We start from the raw sequence: 13,901 nt of genomic DNA on the forward strand, positions 1-13,901 counted from the left end.
ACGTAGGCCCTAGGTGAGCTCAATAATGGCCATGACAGAGTTATCGCCCCGGCGGCTGACCGTGCGTACGACGCGGGTATATCCACCCTGACGTTCGGCATAGCGGGTGGGGGCTTGCTCAAACAAGGCATGGACGAGATCTTTGTCGTAAATGTAGCCCATGGCGCGACGACGAGCCGCTAGGGAACCTTCTTTGGCCAATGTAATCATCCGCTCAGCTTCTGAACGAACGGCCTTGGCTCGGGTCAGGGTGGTTTTAATTCGACCATGGCGAATGAGTTCGGTGGTTAGCGCTCGTAGCAAAGCACGACGCTGATCAGCAGGTTTGCCCAATTGGGGCGTACGGCAACGGTGGCGCATTATATCTCCTCTGTGTTGGCGCTAGACAAGAAAAAACCGAAGCCTGGGGCTTCGGAAGAATGGCCTGAAAGAATTCAAGGCCAGGAGCCAGAGTCCTAAGAGGACTTGGCGGGTTTTTCCATTGGCAACATAATGCCAAGACGGTAGTGCAAAGCTTCAACCACTTCTTCAGCTGACTTCTGGCCAAAGTTTTTAATCTCTAGGAGATCTTCTTGGCTGTAGTCCAGTAAATCGGAAACCGAGTTGATCTGTGCTCGCTTCAGACAGTTATAGGCTCTGACTGAAAGCTGTAGTTCCTCAATCGGAATCTGATAGGTGGTGTCTTCTTCTTTGACATCTTCATCCCGTTTGGGCTCAAGGGTGACATCCTTGAGGGGATTAAATAGGTCCACTAAAATGTCTGCTGCCTGGCTCATGGCCTGTTGGGGCGTAAGGCTACCGTTGGTATTGACCTCCATGATCAGGCGGTCTTTGGGCTGATCCGCACCGACGATCATCTCTTCAACGGAGTAATTCACCTTGCGGACGGGCATAAAAATAGCATCAATCTGCATAAAATCTAATGCAGTGGCCTCATCCCTATTGTTGCTAACCGCTCGATAACCGCGACCATTTTCCACTCGAAACTCCATTTCGAGAGTATGTCCCTGGGCTACCGATGCCACATAGTGGTCCGGATTGATCAGCTCTACTTCAGCTGGCAACTCAAAGTGAGCGGCCGTAACGGTTGCTGGACCTTGGATTGCCAAACGGCCAATCTGCGGCTGATTTGTATAGGTTTTAAGGACAACCTCTTTCAGGTTAAGGATGATATCGAGGACATCTTCACGCACGCCTGGAATGGTTGCAAACTCATGATTTGCCCCTGCCATACGTACGGCAGTAATTGCTGCACCTTCGAGATTTGACAGCAGTACTCGTCTAAGGGCATTGCCTACTGTAATACCCTGACTACGCTCAAGGGGCTCGATGACAAACCGACTAAACTGGCTTTGGTCATCATCAACAATCGATTCTACGCATTCAACTTGGAACTGTCCCATTACAGTGGCCTCCCTTAGATAGCTATGCTTACTGGCTGATTTGTTAGCTGATGATAGATATCAAATTTAAACCCGTCGCCGCTTGGGGGGGCGACAACCGTTATGGGGAATAGGGGTTACATCTCGGATCAATGTAATTTCTAGCCCAGCCCCCTGGAGGGCACGAATGGCAGTTTCACGACCAGCGCCTGGACCGCTGACCATGACTTCAACTTGACGCATTCCTTGGTCCATAGCCCGCCGTGCTGCACTGTCAGCGGCGGTCTGGGCGGCGAAAGGGGTGCCTTTTTTCGCCCCTTTAAAGCCACTGGACCCGGCTGATGCCCATGAAATGGCATCACCCTTGGTGTCTGTAATGGTGACAATGGTATTGTTGAATGTCGATTGGATGTGAACGACACCATTGGGGATATTCTTTCGGGTTTTGCGTCCACCCGCGCGCTTGACGCCTTTTGCCATAATTCGTGTATTCCGAAAACGTTAACTCTTCAAAACTTTTCTAGCGATCGAGCAGCAACTTACCTGCCGACGAAATTGCCTTGTCAAAATGCCCTTCCTGTTGTAACACGCGCGCCGCAATTAACAACCTGATTAAAGATCACCTGCAGATTAGTGTTGTATTTAGGGGTTACTTCTTGCCCGGCTTTTTCTTGCCAGCAATGGCCAAACGCTTGCCTCGGCGGGTGCGCGCGTTAGTACGGGTGCGCTGACCACGAACCGGTAGTCCCAGGCGATGGCGACGTCCTCGGTAACAGCCAATATCCATTAGCCGCTTGATGTTCATGCTTTCCCACCGTCTCAGATCTCCTTCGATCTGATAGTCGTTTTCAACGACTTCCCGGAGTTTTGCCACATCGCTATCGACTAAGTCCTTGACGCGAATATCAGCATTGACCCCAGTCTTTGCCAGAATTTGTTTTGCCCGGCTTGGACCGATGCCGTAAATGTAGGTTAATCCAATCTCAATGCGCTTATCCCTTGGTAGGTCAACGCCTGCAATACGTGCCACCGTGCTTTCTCCCTAGTTTGCTGCCGTGCGGTTTCAGCATCACTGATGGATCAGTGGGAAACCGCGAAGTTGAATATGAAAAAATCGTTAAACTGGCTACAGCGACTAACCCTGACGTTGCTTATGCTTGGGGTTAGAACAGATCACCATAACTCGACCGCGCCGACGGATCACCCGACACTTGTCGCACATTTTCTTGACGGATGCCCGTACTTTCATGCTGGAAAATTGTAATAAAATTTGTCTACAGAAGTGTGATTCTAGCAAACTGCTTAACAAGCAGTCAATTAATTTTTGTTGCGAATCGTTGATGTGCGTTTAAGTCACTTGCTAATGATTGGGCGGTTTTGAGGTTTGGTGTCGAGTTTTTTCCTCTGCTGTGTCTGAAAACGGGTTGAGGGTTAGTTGTATTTGGTCTGTTCGTAGGCCGAAAAGCAATAAGTCCAAAAAACAATAAAAAGCTCTGCTGTAAGTCATCAGCAGAGCTTTTTATGATTTATAGGGTTGAGTGTGCGGTCCTAGGCTGCTTCTCGTCGGAGGGCCATTTCAACCTGCTTAAACTCTTGCTCAAGGCGGGTCTTAAGTTTGGCGGGGATAGGGCGGTTTGGGTAGGAGCTGTAGTGCCCTGCTAAGGCATTGACGGCTGTTTGCATCGTGGCAAAGGAACTGAGGCTCGATGCCCCTGCCGATCGTCGATAGCGAGCCGAAAAGGCGTTGATTTGCTGTCTTGCCTGGGCGCGTACCTCAGGCAGATTGGGGGCGTCTGCAGGCAGTTCAATGGCATTTCTCAGGGTTTCTACCACTGCTACGGTGTCTTGACGATAGTTGCCGCTCAGCCCATCAGCCCCGGTTCCATCTCCACCGCAACCGGTGAGACCCAGGATTGCCACTAGGGTAAATGCAAGCAAGCGAGACAAAATGCGTTTCATAAGCTTAGTTCCCAATTATTTAAGATGGCTCCATTTTGGTATACCTGGCCACTGGGCCTGTATGGGTCATCTTATCGGAATGGGGTACGGAGGAGAAATTTTTGGGGGATAGGTGGGGCGGTTGATACTAGGGCTAGGCGGGGAAAATGCGCAGTCGGCGGTTGGGTTCATCGCCGAAGCTCAAGGATTTAAGTCTGTAATGTTCGGCGAGTTCATGTTGCATTTTTCGAATTTTGGCCGACCGGGGTAGTAATTCAACGGGCTGGCCCTTGGGAATGACAATTTGTTCCACCGCTAGTCTTGCTTCCTCCAATGCTTCTAGCTCGTCATCTGCCCCTTGGCGGGTGAACAGGGACAGATCAATGGCGTCTGCTTGATCCCTGGGATCAAGGTTGAGTAGGTGCTGTAGGGCTCGGGTAATTTGTGGAATGGTGTTGGATTTTACGGTGTAGATGGGGATCTGACGCGATTTGGCGATGGTTTTGAGTTTGGAGTGGTTGCGGACATGCGATCGCAGGGCCAATACCGCCTGGGCCACGCCTAATTCCTTCGTAATGGAGACGGGGAGTTTTAGAGTGTCAATCACATGGTGTAGCTGTTCACGGCTGATGCCATAGGGATAAACGGGAACCCAGTCTTCCCCATTGGGGCCTACGGGGGTGGACAGTTCTAGGTCGTCCGTGTCAAGTTGTTGCTCCAATAGGGCTTGAAACGCATCCGCCGCTGGGGTGGGCAAGGGTATGGGGCCTGTGGCTCGGGCCTGCTGGGCGGAGACAGCTTCCATTTGACCAGCTTCTCGCCAACCTCGACTGGAACTGCGTCGGGTGGTGCGCCGTTGACTGACAATATCTGGCAGTTCATGGGTGATGACCACTTTTCCATTGTCTCCAATGGTCCGAATCTGGGTTTCTGGGAGCCGCCCTCGGAGTAGGTGGTCGACGGTGGTAGCGACATCTTCATGGACGACCCACCGTTGCCGCTCTAGCATCTCGATGGCCATGTCAAATGTGGGGGGGGCTTTGCGCTCCAACACACTTTTTTGGCTACCCCGGCGGCGGGCTTCGTCATCGCCGAGGGTGACGGTTTGAATGCCGCCAATGAGATCCGCTAGGGTGGGGTTTTTGAGTAGATTTTCTAGCTGGTTGCCGTGGGCTGTGCCCACTAGCTGTACGCCACGTTCGGCAATGGTACGAGCTGCCAAGGCTTCTAGTTCCGTGCCAATTTCATCAATGATGATGACCTCAGGGGTGTGATTCTCCACCGCTTCGATCATCACCTGATGTTGGTGTTCGGGTTGAGCCACCTGCATGCGACGAGCGCGGCCAATAGCCGGGTGGGGAATATCCCCATCGCCAGCGATTTCATTTGACGTGTCAATGATCACGACACGTTTATTCAGATCATCGGCCAGGACACGGGCGATTTCCCGTAGGGCCGTTGTTTTGCCCACTCCTGGACGACCCAACAGTAAAATTGACTGTCCCGCTTCGATCAGGTCACGAATGATCTCTACGGTGCCAAAGACGGCGCGGCCTACTCGGCAGGTGAGGCCAATGATGGTGCCGCTGCGATTTCGCATGGCGCTGATGCGATGGAGGGTTTTTTCGATGCCCGCTCGATTATCCCCACCAAACTGACCCACCCGGTCAATGCAATGCTCTAGGTCTTGACTGGAAACTACCTGTTCCGAAAGATAGTCTGCCGTTCCTGGGAATCTGGCTTCGGGGCGTCGACCCAAGTCCAGGATCACCTCAATGAGGTGATGCCGTTGGGGATGGTTACTGAGGGGCTCTCGCAGCTCTGAGGGCAAGATGCTGAGCAGCTGCTCCAAATCGTCATGGACGGGAGGGGTGATCCTGGGTGATGCAGCAGTGGATTCCGGCGTGGGCTGATATTCGTCTGAACGAGCCATAGATTCGGAAGTTAAACAGAGAATTTAGAAACAACGGCGGAGATTGCAATGCCTTAACCGCAGTCATGACAGAAGCTTTGTGGGGGCTTGGTCCCTAAAGGACTCTGACCTATGGAGGAACTGGGGTGGTTGAGTGGGCAGCGGCAGTAGTGATGGCCTGGTGGGTGTTTAGTTTGAGCTGGTGGACTAATTCGCGGGCGAGGCTAACCTGCTGCCATAGCTCCTCGGGACGGTCTTCTAAATGGCTGTCTCCGAGATTGACTAACTGCCGCGCGTAGCTACCATAGGCAATGCCGTTGATGGTGGGCGGTTCCACCTGATTTCCAGGGTTGATGCGATGGGTTGCTTTGAGGAGATTTAGCGATCGCAACTTGGCCACCGTATAGTGATTCGTTCCCCCCGCCAGTTGAACATAGCCAGGTAAACGGGCGTTTAAAACCTTTTGAGCTAACCGAATCGTGGCGCGGGTAGCACCCCTGCCAATATCACCACTCATGGGACGACCATCAGTCTGCCAAAGTAGTTGCCTTGGCTGAGGGGACATGAGTCCATAGAGATGGGCGAGGTAATCAACGATAGCCGTATTGGAGCCAGGGAAACTATCAGGACAGCTGACAGCCACTAGCTGTAGCTGAGAAATGTAGGGCGCGAGCTGCCTCCACAGATGCTGAAACTCCATCTGCCTACCCATTTGGGTGTGAATTTCAACCGCATCTACTTGGGGAATGATCCTCGGCAGGATTGTCCCGGCTGCCACCGTGAATGCTCGCTCCTCAATTAGCCCGTGGGGACATACGGGCAAACAGCGGCCACAGCCATAGCACCGCTCTGCCATTACCTCCAAGTTAGGAGATGCACCAGCCGTCTTCGCCTTTTGGGATGTAGGGGGTGGCAGTATGGCCTCGGCTGGACATACCCGCTGGCAGGGACAGGGGCAGTCAACCGGACATTGTTGGCCATCAAACCAGGCCTTACGAAAATGAGGATCTTGCCCATCATTTAGGCTCACCATCAACCAGGGACGACTCCCTATGGGCGATAGTGCCGTTGATGGGGCAATTGCTTGGGAGGCCGTGATCCCCTCCCAGGCCGCATGGACAACTGCCTCATCGGCCGCCACATCAATACAATCTGCCCCTGCCAGACTGTACACCAGGGACAAATTACGAACTTTCGAGACATCTTGGTAGCTAGCGCCGCAAATAAGCTTGAACCAATGTCCCAGCCTGAGGGCCTCTAACGGATCGCGTGGAGTAGTCACCCACCTATGCTATCTATTATCGATGGAGTCTGCAGTGCTTTAGAACAAATGTTCTTGTTTGGCCTGTTTGCCATAACGCTGACGGTACTAACGCTCTTATTACTAAGGTTGCGTTATTTATGCCGATTTAACAGCATCCTTGAGGGGGAACCATTTAAACGACCGGTCCCCACCCAGTTCAACCACCACTTTGACTCGATTGTCAGAGGCACAGAGAGACGCCAAAAATGACAATTCCTGGCTGGACAATACATGGCCTTCAATCAACCAGAGCAGAATTCCTTTCATGCCTGGAGCCATGCGCTCTAAGCGATACCCCAGCACTGGCGGGATAAAGTAGCGCTCACCAACGGCGGCATCCCCTATATCCTTCTTGCCTAAATGGGGAGGACGAACACCATGGACATCGCCCAGATAGGCTGATAAATCTCCCAGACCGCGGGCTGTCATATGGAGACTTTCATAGCCTGCTGCCCGCATTCGTCGCTGATAGCGGCCTTCAAAACCACCTTCCAACGGTATCCGCACTGCCAGGGCACCGTTGCTTTCCAAATCACGCACAAATTGATTGCCGAGTACAAGTAATCCCATAGCTTATGCAAACAGCGTCTGTATTATGGTTCGTCTATTCGTATACCTATATATACTAAGGCGGTTAACCGCTAACTTTGACAAAAATGGCCAGAGGTTGCCCCCATTTATTCATACTCAATTCAAATTCAAGCGGCATGTCTTAACGACTGTTACAGACAATTTTTTTAAAGTAATGGACAAGTCCTCTAATTCTCTGTATTATTGTAGACCGCTGCCAAACTAGATACTAGGCGGTAACGCTGCTTAAGTCTAAGGCACGGTTTTATCGGCTCAAAGGACTTGGTTTCAGTGCGGTTAAAGCCCCTGAAGCAATCACTAAGTCCTAGCTATTGATGAAAGTATTCAATCCAATACGGTTGAATTTCTAGGGATACATGCTGGATTCCTCCGGGTATCCATGTGCTTTTCTAGACAATTGCCCCCGCTGTGAAAAAACAAGGGGCTCACAATGCTGGCTGCAATCATTGCAGTTTAGCTAAAACGTTTAGTCGGAGATTGATTGTGTCTGTCGGTATCCTCGGAACAAAGCTGGGCATGACTCAGGTGTTTGATGACACTGGCAATGCTGTGCCAGTAACGGTCATTCAAGCTGGACCCTGTGTTGTCACCCAAGTTAAAACGAAGCAAACCGATGGCTACTGCGCCGTGCAGATTGGCTATCAGGAAGTGGCAGAGAAAGCATTGAGTCGGCCTGAATTAGGCCATCTCAAAAAGGCCGGGTCTTTTACCCTGCGTCATCTGCGCGAATATCGCATTAAGGACAGTTCGACGTTTGAACTGGGGCAGTCCGTGACCGCAGACATTTTTGAAGCGGGTCAGCTAGTGGATGTTTCCGGTAAGAGCATCGGTAAAGGATTTTCAGGTCTCCAGAAACGGCACAACTTTAGCCGTGGTCCCATGACCCACGGTTCTAAGAACCATCGTCAACCCGGTTCCATTGGTCCTGGTACAACGCCCGGCCGAGTTTATCCCGGCAAGAAGATGGCTGGTCAGCTGGGTAATGCCCAGGTCACAGTGCGTAAGCTTTCTGTGGTCAGGGTTGATAGCGAGCGTAATGTTTTGCTTATTAAAGGTGCCGTTCCCGGTAAGCCGGGCGCATTGTTGAACATTGCCCCTGCAAATGTCGTCGGCGAGAAGTAAGGGGGCTAGGAACTCACTATGGTTGATTGCGTAGTAAAAGATTGGCAGGGTGCCGACGCCGGTACGGCCATCCTTGATTTAAAAGTTGCAAACGAAGATAACGCCGCCCACATTGTGCATCGTGCCATCGTGCGTCAGATGCACAATTCTCGCCAAGGTACGTTATCCTCCAAGACTCGTTCTGAGGTGCGAGGCGGTGGTCGTAAACCCTGGCGTCAAAAAGGAACTGGCCGTGCTCGTGCCGGTTCGAATCGCTCACCCCTATGGCGTGGCGGTGGTGTGACATTTGGCCCTAAGCCCCGCGACTTTGAAGTCAAGATGAATCGCAAAGAGCGGCGCTTAGCGCTGCGTACAGCGTTTCAAAGCCGGGTTGAAGACATGGTAGTGGTCCAAAACTTTGCCGATCAGCTCTCTGCACCTAAAACAAAAGAGGTGCTTGCCGCCATGGGGCGTTGGGGTGTTGAGTCCGATGAGAAGGTTTTAATGATCACGGCCGAAAAAAACGACGTGGTTTATCGCTCTGTGCGAAACGTCGCCAATATTAAGCTCATTCTGGCTACCAACCTGAATGCCTATGACATCGTTCTGGCCGATCGACTGGTTGTGACCGCTGCTGCTCTCGAAAAAATCCAGGAGGTGTACAGTGCCTAAGGCGATTGACCCCCGAAATCTACCCGATATTATTCGGAAACCGCTGATTACCGAAAAAGCAACTTTGAATCTGGAAAATAACCAGTACACATTTGAGGTTGCACCCAAGGCGACAAAGCCCGAAATCAAAGCAGCGGTTGAAGCGTTGTTTGAGGTAAAGGTAACTGGTATTAGCACCATGAATCCTCCCCGCAAGAAAAAGCGGTTGGGCCGCTTTGTTGGCTATAAACCTACCTATAAGCGGGCAGTTGTCACCCTGGCCGAGGGTGATAGTATTCCCCTCTTCCCCGATGTCTAGAACCGACCTTAGCACTCCATTAGTTTTCAGATAAAATCATGGGAATTCGTACTTATCGGCCTCTGACTCCAGGTACTCGTGAGCGCAGTGTTTCTGATTTTTCAGAAATTACTCGGAGCAAGCCGGAAAAGAAACTAACGCAATCTATCCATCGTGCTAAGGGGCGAAATAACCGCGGGGTAATTACCTGTCGTCATCGTGGTGGTGGGCATAAGCGCCTCTATCGCACGGTTGATTTCAAGCGTGACAAGTTAGAGATGACGGCTGAAGTGCTCTCGGTTGAATACGATCCCAACCGGAATGCTCGCATTTCTCTCGTTCAATACGAGGATGGTGAAAAGCGTTATATTCTTCACCCCGCAGGCTTGGCGGTTGGTTCGACCATTGTGGCCAGTCCTGATGCCCCTCTGGAAGTTGGCAATGCCTTGCCCCTGCATAAGATGCCCCTGGGTACCGCTGTTCACAATGTTGAGCTATATCCCGGTCGTGGTGGTCAAATTGTTCGTGCTGCCGGTGCTTCTGCCCAGGTGATGGCCAAAGAAGGTGGCTATGTCACCCTCAAGCTGCCCTCCAGTGAAGTGCGGATGGTTCGACGTGAGTGTTACGCCACGATTGGTCAGGTGGGCAACGTCGAAGCACGTAACGTCACCCTGGGTAAAGCCGGTCGGAAGCGTTGGTTGGGAAGACGTCCTGAAGTGCGTGGTAGTGTCATGAACCCGGTCGATCACCCCCATGGTGGTGGTGAAGGCCGTGCTCCCATCGGTCGCAGCGGCCCTGTTACTCCCTGGGGTAAGCCTGCTCTTGGCTACAAGACTCGCGATAAGAAGAAGGCTAGTACGTCGCTGATTGTGCGTCGTCGTCGTCGTTCTTCCAAGCGTGGTCGCGGTGGTCGTGATACATAGGTGTCTATCCAACGGGGTGGATTTGGCGGTTTACCACCCATGTCTTTGTTGTTCAACCGATTTTTTAAGGCTGGCGTAACTATGTCTCGCTCTCTCAAAAAAGGTCCTTTTGTAGCGGATCATCTGCTCAAAAAGATTGAAAATCTCAATGTAAAAGGCGAGAAACAGGTGATCAAAACCTGGTCTCGTGCTTCCACAATTATTCCTCAGATGATTGGTCATACCATTGCTGTCCATAACGGTCATCAACATGTGCCTGTCTATGTGAGCGAGCAAATGGTGGGTCACAAACTGGGTGAATTTGCCCCTACGCGAACGTTTCGTGGGCATGTCAAAGGCGATAAGAAGGCGGCGAGACGTTAGGAAGGTTAGCCATGGTTGAAATCGATAGTAGTAATCAAGTGAAGTCTGTCGCTCGCTATATTCGGATGTCGCCCCATAAGGTGCGTCGGGTGCTCGATCAGATTCGTGGTCTTTCCTATCGGGAAGCACTCATTATTCTTGAGTTTATGCCTTATAAGTCGTGTGAACCGATTCTTAAAGTGCTGCGCTCTGCGGTAGCGAATGCTGAGCATAACAATGGTATGGATCCTGTGGAGCTGTACATCAGCGAAGCGTTTGCTGATCAAGGACCCGTGCTGAAGCGTTTTCGCCCAAGAGCCCAGGGGCGCGCCTATCAGATTCGGAAACCGACTTGTCACATCACCATCGCAGTAGCTCCTGGCTCCGTTAGCTAGGTCTGATTAGTTGTTTTACTGTTAGCTCTGTATAAGGAAGGATCTGTGGGACAGAAAATTAACCCAATTGGTTTTCGGCTCGGTATTACCAAGGAGCATTCTTCTTGTTGGTATGCCGATTCGAGGCAGTACCCTAATCAGCTGCAAGAAGACCACACCATTCGTCAGTTTATTGAGAAGAGTCTGAATAATGCTGGCATTTCCGAGATCAAGATTGCCCGCAAGGCCGATCAAATTGATCTAGAGGTCCATACTGCTAGACCCGGTGTGGTTGTTGGGCGTGGTGGTACGGGTATCGAGTCACTGCGAGTCGGATTGCAGAAGAAGCTGAAGGATAATACGCGTCAAATTCGGATCAATGTGATCGAGATTGCGCGGGTTGATGCCGAAGCGGCTTTGATTGCTGAGTATATTACGCAGCAGCTAGAGCGTCGGGTCTCTTTCCGTCGCGTTGTGCGGCAGACCATTCAGCGGGCTCAACGGGCTGGCGTTGAAGGGATCAAAATTCAAGTGAGTGGTCGTTTGAACGGTGCTGAAATTGCCCGTACTGAGTGGACTCGTGAAGGGCGTGTACCCTTACATACTCTCCGGGCCAACATTGACTACGCCTACAAAACTGCCCAGACTACCTATGGCATTTTAGGTATTAAGGTTTGGGTCTTTAAGGGAGAAATCATTCCAGGGCAAGAGGATATTCCTCAGCCTCCTAACAATCAGCCCCGTCGTCGTCAACCGCGTCGCCGTCAGCAGTTTGATGATCGTTCCAACGATTCATAAGTATTTCTCTGTAACTGTTTAGCCTGTTTAAGCACCATGCTGAGTCCTAGAAGAACAAAATTTCGTAAACAGCATCGCGGCCGTATGCGCGGTATGGCCTCCCGAGGCAACAAACTGAACTTTGGTGAGTTCGCTCTCCAGGCAACTGAGTGCTCTTGGATGACTTCCCGTCAGATTGAGGCGGGTCGTCGTGCCATGACTCGCTATATCAAACGTGGCGGGAAGATCTGGATCCGAGTCTTTCCAGATAAGCCTGTCACGATGCGTCCGGCTGAAACTCGTATGGGTTCTGGTAAAGGTAATCCGGAGTTTTGGGTTGCTGTGATCAAACCTGGTCGAATTCTTTTTGAAATTACCGGCGTGTCTGAGGACGTTGCGCGAGAAGCCATGCGCTTAGCTGCCTTTAAGCTGCCATTCCAAACTAAGTTCGTTATCGGTGAAGGATTGGAGGATTAGATCATGGCGCTTTCTAAGGTTAAAGAGTTACGTGAGCTGAGTGATGATGAGCTTGCCACTGCGATCGCAGGGATAAAACGTGAGCTGTTTGACTTGCGATTTAAACAGGCTACTCGTCAGATGGAGACCGGTTTCCATCAATTTAAACACGCTCGTCGTAAGTTAGCTCAGCTAATGACCATCGAACGTGAGCGTCAGCTGGTTGCAGCAGCAGCTAGTGCCGGTGCCACAGTAAGTAGCGAGCAATAGGAGTTAAACAGCTATGGCAGCAAAAGAGCTAACAGGGCGAGTTGTGAGCGATAAAATGGACAAGACAGTTGTTGTAGCTGTTGAAAGTCGCGTTCCCCACTCAAAGTATAAAAAAATTACTGTTCGTACTAAGAAGTACAAAGTCCATGACGACGCCAATGAGTGCAAGTCTGGGGATCTTGTTCGCATTCGCGAAACTCGCCCCCTAAGTCGAACTAAGTGCTGGGTTGTCGCCGACATCCTAGGCCGTTCCGAAAAAGTGTAGGGGAGCCAACTAATGATTCAGCAGGAAACATATCTGAATGTGGCGGACAACAGTGGTGCACGTAAGCTTATGTGTATCCGTGTCCTTGGTGGTAATCGTCGCTATGCCAGCGTAGGCGATGTGATTATTGCCGTCGTTAAAGATGCCTTGCCCAATATGGGTGTGAAAAAGTCTGACGTAGTGCGCGCTGTGGTGGTGCGTACTAAAAAAAATCTTCGTCGCAGCAGTGGCATGAGCATTCGTTTTGACGATAATGCCGCTGTACTGATTAACCCTGACAATAATCCCAAGGGTACTCGGGTATTTGGCCCGGTGGCTCGTGAGCTGCGAGATAAAAACTTTACCAAAATTGTTTCCTTAGCACCGGAGGTACTGTAGTGGCTGACAAGCAAACTGTGCGCTATAAAATGCACATCAAAAAAGGTGATACCGTCCAGGTCATCACCGGTAAAGATAAGGGCAAAGTTGGTGAAGTGACTGCTGTTCTGCCCAAGAAGAGTCAGATATTGATTGAAGGTGTCAACGTTCGAACCAAGCACGTTAAGCCTCGTCAAGAAGGAGAGTCAGGACAGATTGTGACAACTGAGTTTCCAGTTCACAGTTCAAATGTGATGCTGTATTCCAAAAAAGAGAAAGTGGCAAGTCGTGTTGGTCACACCTTTACCGACGATGGTCGTAAAGTCCGCATCTTGAAAAAGACGGGCGAAATCCTTGATTAGCTTAACGTTTGTCCCTGACCAAGACCAGGGAGAGGAAAGAAATAATGGCTGAGCAGCTAAAAGATTTTTACAATACGAAAGTTGTTCCTAAGTTGATGGAGCAATTTGAGTACACAAACATCCATCAGGTACCTAAAGTAGTCAAAGTGACTATTAACCGTGGTTTAGGGGAAGCTTCACAAAACGCTAAAGCGTTGGAAGCCTCGGTAGCTGAGGTAGGTGTAATCACGGGGCAACGACCTGTGATCACCCGTGCAAAGAAAGCGATTGCTGGATTTAAGATTCGGCAAGGTATGCCGGTAGGGGTTATGGTTACCCTCCGTTCTGTGCGTATGTATGCATTCCTCAATCGTTTAATTAATTTGGTATTGCCTCGAATTCGTGACTTTCGCGGTGTCAACCCTAAGAGTTTTGACGGGCGGGGCAACTATACTCTGGGACTGCGGGAGCAGCTGATTTTCCCCGAAGTCGAGTACGACAGAGTGGATCAGGTTCGCGGCATGGATATCACAATTGTGACCAGTGCCAAGACAGATGAAGAAGGGCGCGCCCTTCTGAAGGAACTGGGAATGCCGTTCCGGGATAGCTGAGGTTTATAC

Annotated in this window: 22 protein-coding genes; 13 read left to right on the forward strand and 9 right to left on the reverse strand. The window is 50.9% G+C overall.

Going from position 1 to position 13,901, the window contains the following annotated elements; translation table 11 throughout:
* Positions 1-9: 9 nt before the first annotated feature.
* The 9 genes from rplQ to VB741_RS15090 form a co-directional block, all read right to left on the reverse strand.
* Positions 10-360 carry a 50S ribosomal protein L17 gene (rplQ, locus tag VB741_RS15050; RefSeq protein WP_323365999.1) on the reverse strand — a complete coding sequence of 117 codons (351 nt, stop codon included), beginning with the start codon at positions 358-360 and terminating at the stop codon, positions 10-12.
* 95 nt (positions 361-455) lie between these two features.
* Complete coding sequence (locus tag VB741_RS15055) at positions 456-1,403, reverse strand: DNA-directed RNA polymerase subunit alpha (protein WP_323366000.1); 948 nt, start codon at positions 1,401-1,403, stop codon at positions 456-458.
* A gap of 66 nt (positions 1,404-1,469) precedes the next feature.
* The gene (rpsK, locus tag VB741_RS15060) at positions 1,470-1,862 is read right to left on the reverse strand and encodes a 30S ribosomal protein S11 (protein ID WP_323366001.1); all 393 of its coding nucleotides are present in this window, start codon (positions 1,860-1,862) and stop codon (positions 1,470-1,472) included.
* A 169-nt stretch (positions 1,863-2,031) separates the two neighbouring features.
* Positions 2,032-2,412: a 30S ribosomal protein S13 gene (gene rpsM / locus VB741_RS15065; RefSeq protein ID WP_323366002.1), complete on the reverse strand. Its 381-nt coding sequence runs from the start codon at positions 2,410-2,412 to the stop codon at positions 2,032-2,034.
* A gap of 105 nt (positions 2,413-2,517) precedes the next feature.
* Entirely contained in the window at positions 2,518-2,631 is a 114-nt protein-coding gene (rpmJ, locus tag VB741_RS15070) for a 50S ribosomal protein L36 (RefSeq protein WP_006515920.1), read from the reverse strand.
* A gap of 299 nt (positions 2,632-2,930) precedes the next feature.
* Positions 2,931-3,341 (reverse strand): photosystem II protein Psb27, encoded by a 411-nt coding sequence (psb27, locus tag VB741_RS15075; RefSeq protein WP_323366003.1) that lies wholly within the window; start codon positions 3,339-3,341, stop codon positions 2,931-2,933.
* A 133-nt stretch (positions 3,342-3,474) separates the two neighbouring features.
* A complete protein-coding gene (locus VB741_RS15080) occupies positions 3,475-5,253 on the reverse strand; it encodes a R3H domain-containing nucleic acid-binding protein (RefSeq protein ID WP_323366004.1) in 1,779 nt (592 codons plus the stop codon).
* 109 nt (positions 5,254-5,362) lie between these two features.
* A complete protein-coding gene (ldpA, locus tag VB741_RS15085; protein ID WP_323366005.1) occupies positions 5,363-6,514 on the reverse strand; it encodes a circadian clock protein LdpA in 1,152 nt (383 codons plus the stop codon).
* A gap of 117 nt (positions 6,515-6,631) precedes the next feature.
* Positions 6,632-7,105, reverse strand: coding sequence for an NAD(P)H-quinone oxidoreductase subunit N (locus tag VB741_RS15090; RefSeq protein ID WP_323366006.1), 474 nt, complete (start codon positions 7,103-7,105; stop codon positions 6,632-6,634).
* Positions 7,106-7,609: 504 nt separating this feature from the next.
* Here VB741_RS15090 and rplC point away from each other — a divergent pair.
* The 13 genes from rplC to rplE all read left to right on the forward strand — a co-directional run bounded on the left by rplC (position 7,610) and on the right by rplE (position 13,892).
* Positions 7,610-8,248 carry a 50S ribosomal protein L3 gene (rplC, locus tag VB741_RS15095; RefSeq protein ID WP_323366007.1) on the forward strand — a complete coding sequence of 213 codons (639 nt, stop codon included), beginning with the start codon at positions 7,610-7,612 and terminating at the stop codon, positions 8,246-8,248.
* An 18-nt stretch (positions 8,249-8,266) separates the two neighbouring features.
* Positions 8,267-8,899 carry a 50S ribosomal protein L4 gene (gene rplD / locus VB741_RS15100; RefSeq protein WP_323366008.1) on the forward strand — a complete coding sequence of 211 codons (633 nt, stop codon included), beginning with the start codon at positions 8,267-8,269 and terminating at the stop codon, positions 8,897-8,899.
* Positions 8,892-9,197 carry a 50S ribosomal protein L23 gene (locus tag VB741_RS15105; protein ID WP_323366009.1) on the forward strand — a complete coding sequence of 102 codons (306 nt, stop codon included), beginning with the start codon at positions 8,892-8,894 and terminating at the stop codon, positions 9,195-9,197. The genes rplD and VB741_RS15105 overlap by 8 nt, the downstream gene beginning before the upstream one ends.
* A gap of 38 nt (positions 9,198-9,235) precedes the next feature.
* Positions 9,236-10,099, forward strand: a complete 864-nt coding sequence (gene rplB, locus VB741_RS15110; protein WP_323366010.1) for a 50S ribosomal protein L2 — start codon at positions 9,236-9,238, stop codon at positions 10,097-10,099.
* Between the two features lie 81 nt (positions 10,100-10,180).
* Positions 10,181-10,462 carry a 30S ribosomal protein S19 gene (gene rpsS / locus VB741_RS15115; RefSeq protein ID WP_323366170.1) on the forward strand — a complete coding sequence of 94 codons (282 nt, stop codon included), beginning with the start codon at positions 10,181-10,183 and terminating at the stop codon, positions 10,460-10,462.
* An 11-nt stretch (positions 10,463-10,473) separates the two neighbouring features.
* Positions 10,474-10,836: a 50S ribosomal protein L22 gene (rplV, locus tag VB741_RS15120; RefSeq protein ID WP_323366011.1), complete on the forward strand. Its 363-nt coding sequence runs from the start codon at positions 10,474-10,476 to the stop codon at positions 10,834-10,836.
* Between the two features lie 45 nt (positions 10,837-10,881).
* Positions 10,882-11,613 (forward strand): 30S ribosomal protein S3, encoded by a 732-nt coding sequence (gene rpsC, locus VB741_RS15125; protein ID WP_323366012.1) that lies wholly within the window; start codon positions 10,882-10,884, stop codon positions 11,611-11,613.
* Positions 11,614-11,649: 36 nt separating this feature from the next.
* On the forward strand, positions 11,650-12,069 hold the full coding sequence (gene rplP, locus VB741_RS15130; protein ID WP_323366013.1) for a 50S ribosomal protein L16: 420 nt from the start codon (positions 11,650-11,652) through the stop codon (positions 12,067-12,069).
* Positions 12,070-12,072: 3 nt separating this feature from the next.
* A complete protein-coding gene (gene rpmC, locus VB741_RS15135) occupies positions 12,073-12,318 on the forward strand; it encodes a 50S ribosomal protein L29 (RefSeq protein WP_323366014.1) in 246 nt (81 codons plus the stop codon).
* Between the two features lie 13 nt (positions 12,319-12,331).
* Positions 12,332-12,583 (forward strand): 30S ribosomal protein S17, encoded by a 252-nt coding sequence (rpsQ, locus tag VB741_RS15140; RefSeq protein ID WP_323366015.1) that lies wholly within the window; start codon positions 12,332-12,334, stop codon positions 12,581-12,583.
* A gap of 12 nt (positions 12,584-12,595) precedes the next feature.
* Positions 12,596-12,961: a 50S ribosomal protein L14 gene (gene rplN / locus VB741_RS15145; RefSeq protein ID WP_323366016.1), complete on the forward strand. Its 366-nt coding sequence runs from the start codon at positions 12,596-12,598 to the stop codon at positions 12,959-12,961.
* A gap of 29 nt (positions 12,962-12,990) precedes the next feature.
* Positions 12,991-13,302 carry a 50S ribosomal protein L24 gene (gene rplX / locus VB741_RS15150; protein ID WP_323366171.1) on the forward strand — a complete coding sequence of 104 codons (312 nt, stop codon included), beginning with the start codon at positions 12,991-12,993 and terminating at the stop codon, positions 13,300-13,302.
* A gap of 44 nt (positions 13,303-13,346) precedes the next feature.
* The gene (gene rplE, locus VB741_RS15155; protein WP_323366017.1) at positions 13,347-13,892 is read left to right on the forward strand and encodes a 50S ribosomal protein L5; all 546 of its coding nucleotides are present in this window, start codon (positions 13,347-13,349) and stop codon (positions 13,890-13,892) included.
* Positions 13,893-13,901 lie beyond the last annotated feature (9 nt).

Origin of the sequence: Leptothoe sp. PORK10 BA2, assembly GCF_034932105.1 — a bacterium.
Classification (GTDB): domain Bacteria; phylum Cyanobacteriota; class Cyanobacteriia; order Phormidesmidales; family Phormidesmidaceae; genus Leptothoe.

What these genes read in the sequence shown, in the direction of transcription:
- rplQ (WP_323365999.1), bottom strand. Translation starts at nt 360, where the DNA reads ATGCGCCACCGTTGCCGTACGCCCCAATTGGGCAAACCTGCTGATCAG.
- VB741_RS15055 (WP_323366000.1), bottom strand. Translation starts at nt 1,403, where the DNA reads ATGGGACAGTTCCAAGTTGAATGCGTAGAATCGATTGTTGATGATGAC.
- rpsK (WP_323366001.1), bottom strand. Translation starts at nt 1,862, where the DNA reads ATGGCAAAAGGCGTCAAGCGCGCGGGTGGACGCAAAACCCGAAAGAAT.
- rpmJ (WP_006515920.1), bottom strand. Translation starts at nt 2,631, where the DNA reads ATGAAAGTACGGGCATCCGTCAAGAAAATGTGCGACAAGTGTCGGGTG.
- psb27 (WP_323366003.1), bottom strand. Translation starts at nt 3,341, where the DNA reads ATGAAACGCATTTTGTCTCGCTTGCTTGCATTTACCCTAGTGGCAATC.
- VB741_RS15080 (WP_323366004.1), bottom strand. Translation starts at nt 5,253, where the DNA reads ATGGCTCGTTCAGACGAATATCAGCCCACGCCGGAATCCACTGCTGCA.
- VB741_RS15090 (WP_323366006.1), bottom strand. Translation starts at nt 7,105, where the DNA reads ATGGGATTACTTGTACTCGGCAATCAATTTGTGCGTGATTTGGAAAGC.
- rplD (WP_323366008.1), top strand. Translation starts at nt 8,267, where the DNA reads ATGGTTGATTGCGTAGTAAAAGATTGGCAGGGTGCCGACGCCGGTACG.
- rplB (WP_323366010.1), top strand. Translation starts at nt 9,236, where the DNA reads ATGGGAATTCGTACTTATCGGCCTCTGACTCCAGGTACTCGTGAGCGC.
- rpsS (WP_323366170.1), top strand. Translation starts at nt 10,181, where the DNA reads ATGTCTCGCTCTCTCAAAAAAGGTCCTTTTGTAGCGGATCATCTGCTC.
- rplV (WP_323366011.1), top strand. Translation starts at nt 10,474, where the DNA reads ATGGTTGAAATCGATAGTAGTAATCAAGTGAAGTCTGTCGCTCGCTAT.
- rplP (WP_323366013.1), top strand. Translation starts at nt 11,650, where the DNA reads ATGCTGAGTCCTAGAAGAACAAAATTTCGTAAACAGCATCGCGGCCGT.
- rpmC (WP_323366014.1), top strand. Translation starts at nt 12,073, where the DNA reads ATGGCGCTTTCTAAGGTTAAAGAGTTACGTGAGCTGAGTGATGATGAG.
- rpsQ (WP_323366015.1), top strand. Translation starts at nt 12,332, where the DNA reads ATGGCAGCAAAAGAGCTAACAGGGCGAGTTGTGAGCGATAAAATGGAC.
- rplN (WP_323366016.1), top strand. Translation starts at nt 12,596, where the DNA reads ATGATTCAGCAGGAAACATATCTGAATGTGGCGGACAACAGTGGTGCA.
- rplX (WP_323366171.1), top strand. Translation starts at nt 12,991, where the DNA reads ATGCACATCAAAAAAGGTGATACCGTCCAGGTCATCACCGGTAAAGAT.
- rplE (WP_323366017.1), top strand. Translation starts at nt 13,347, where the DNA reads ATGGCTGAGCAGCTAAAAGATTTTTACAATACGAAAGTTGTTCCTAAG.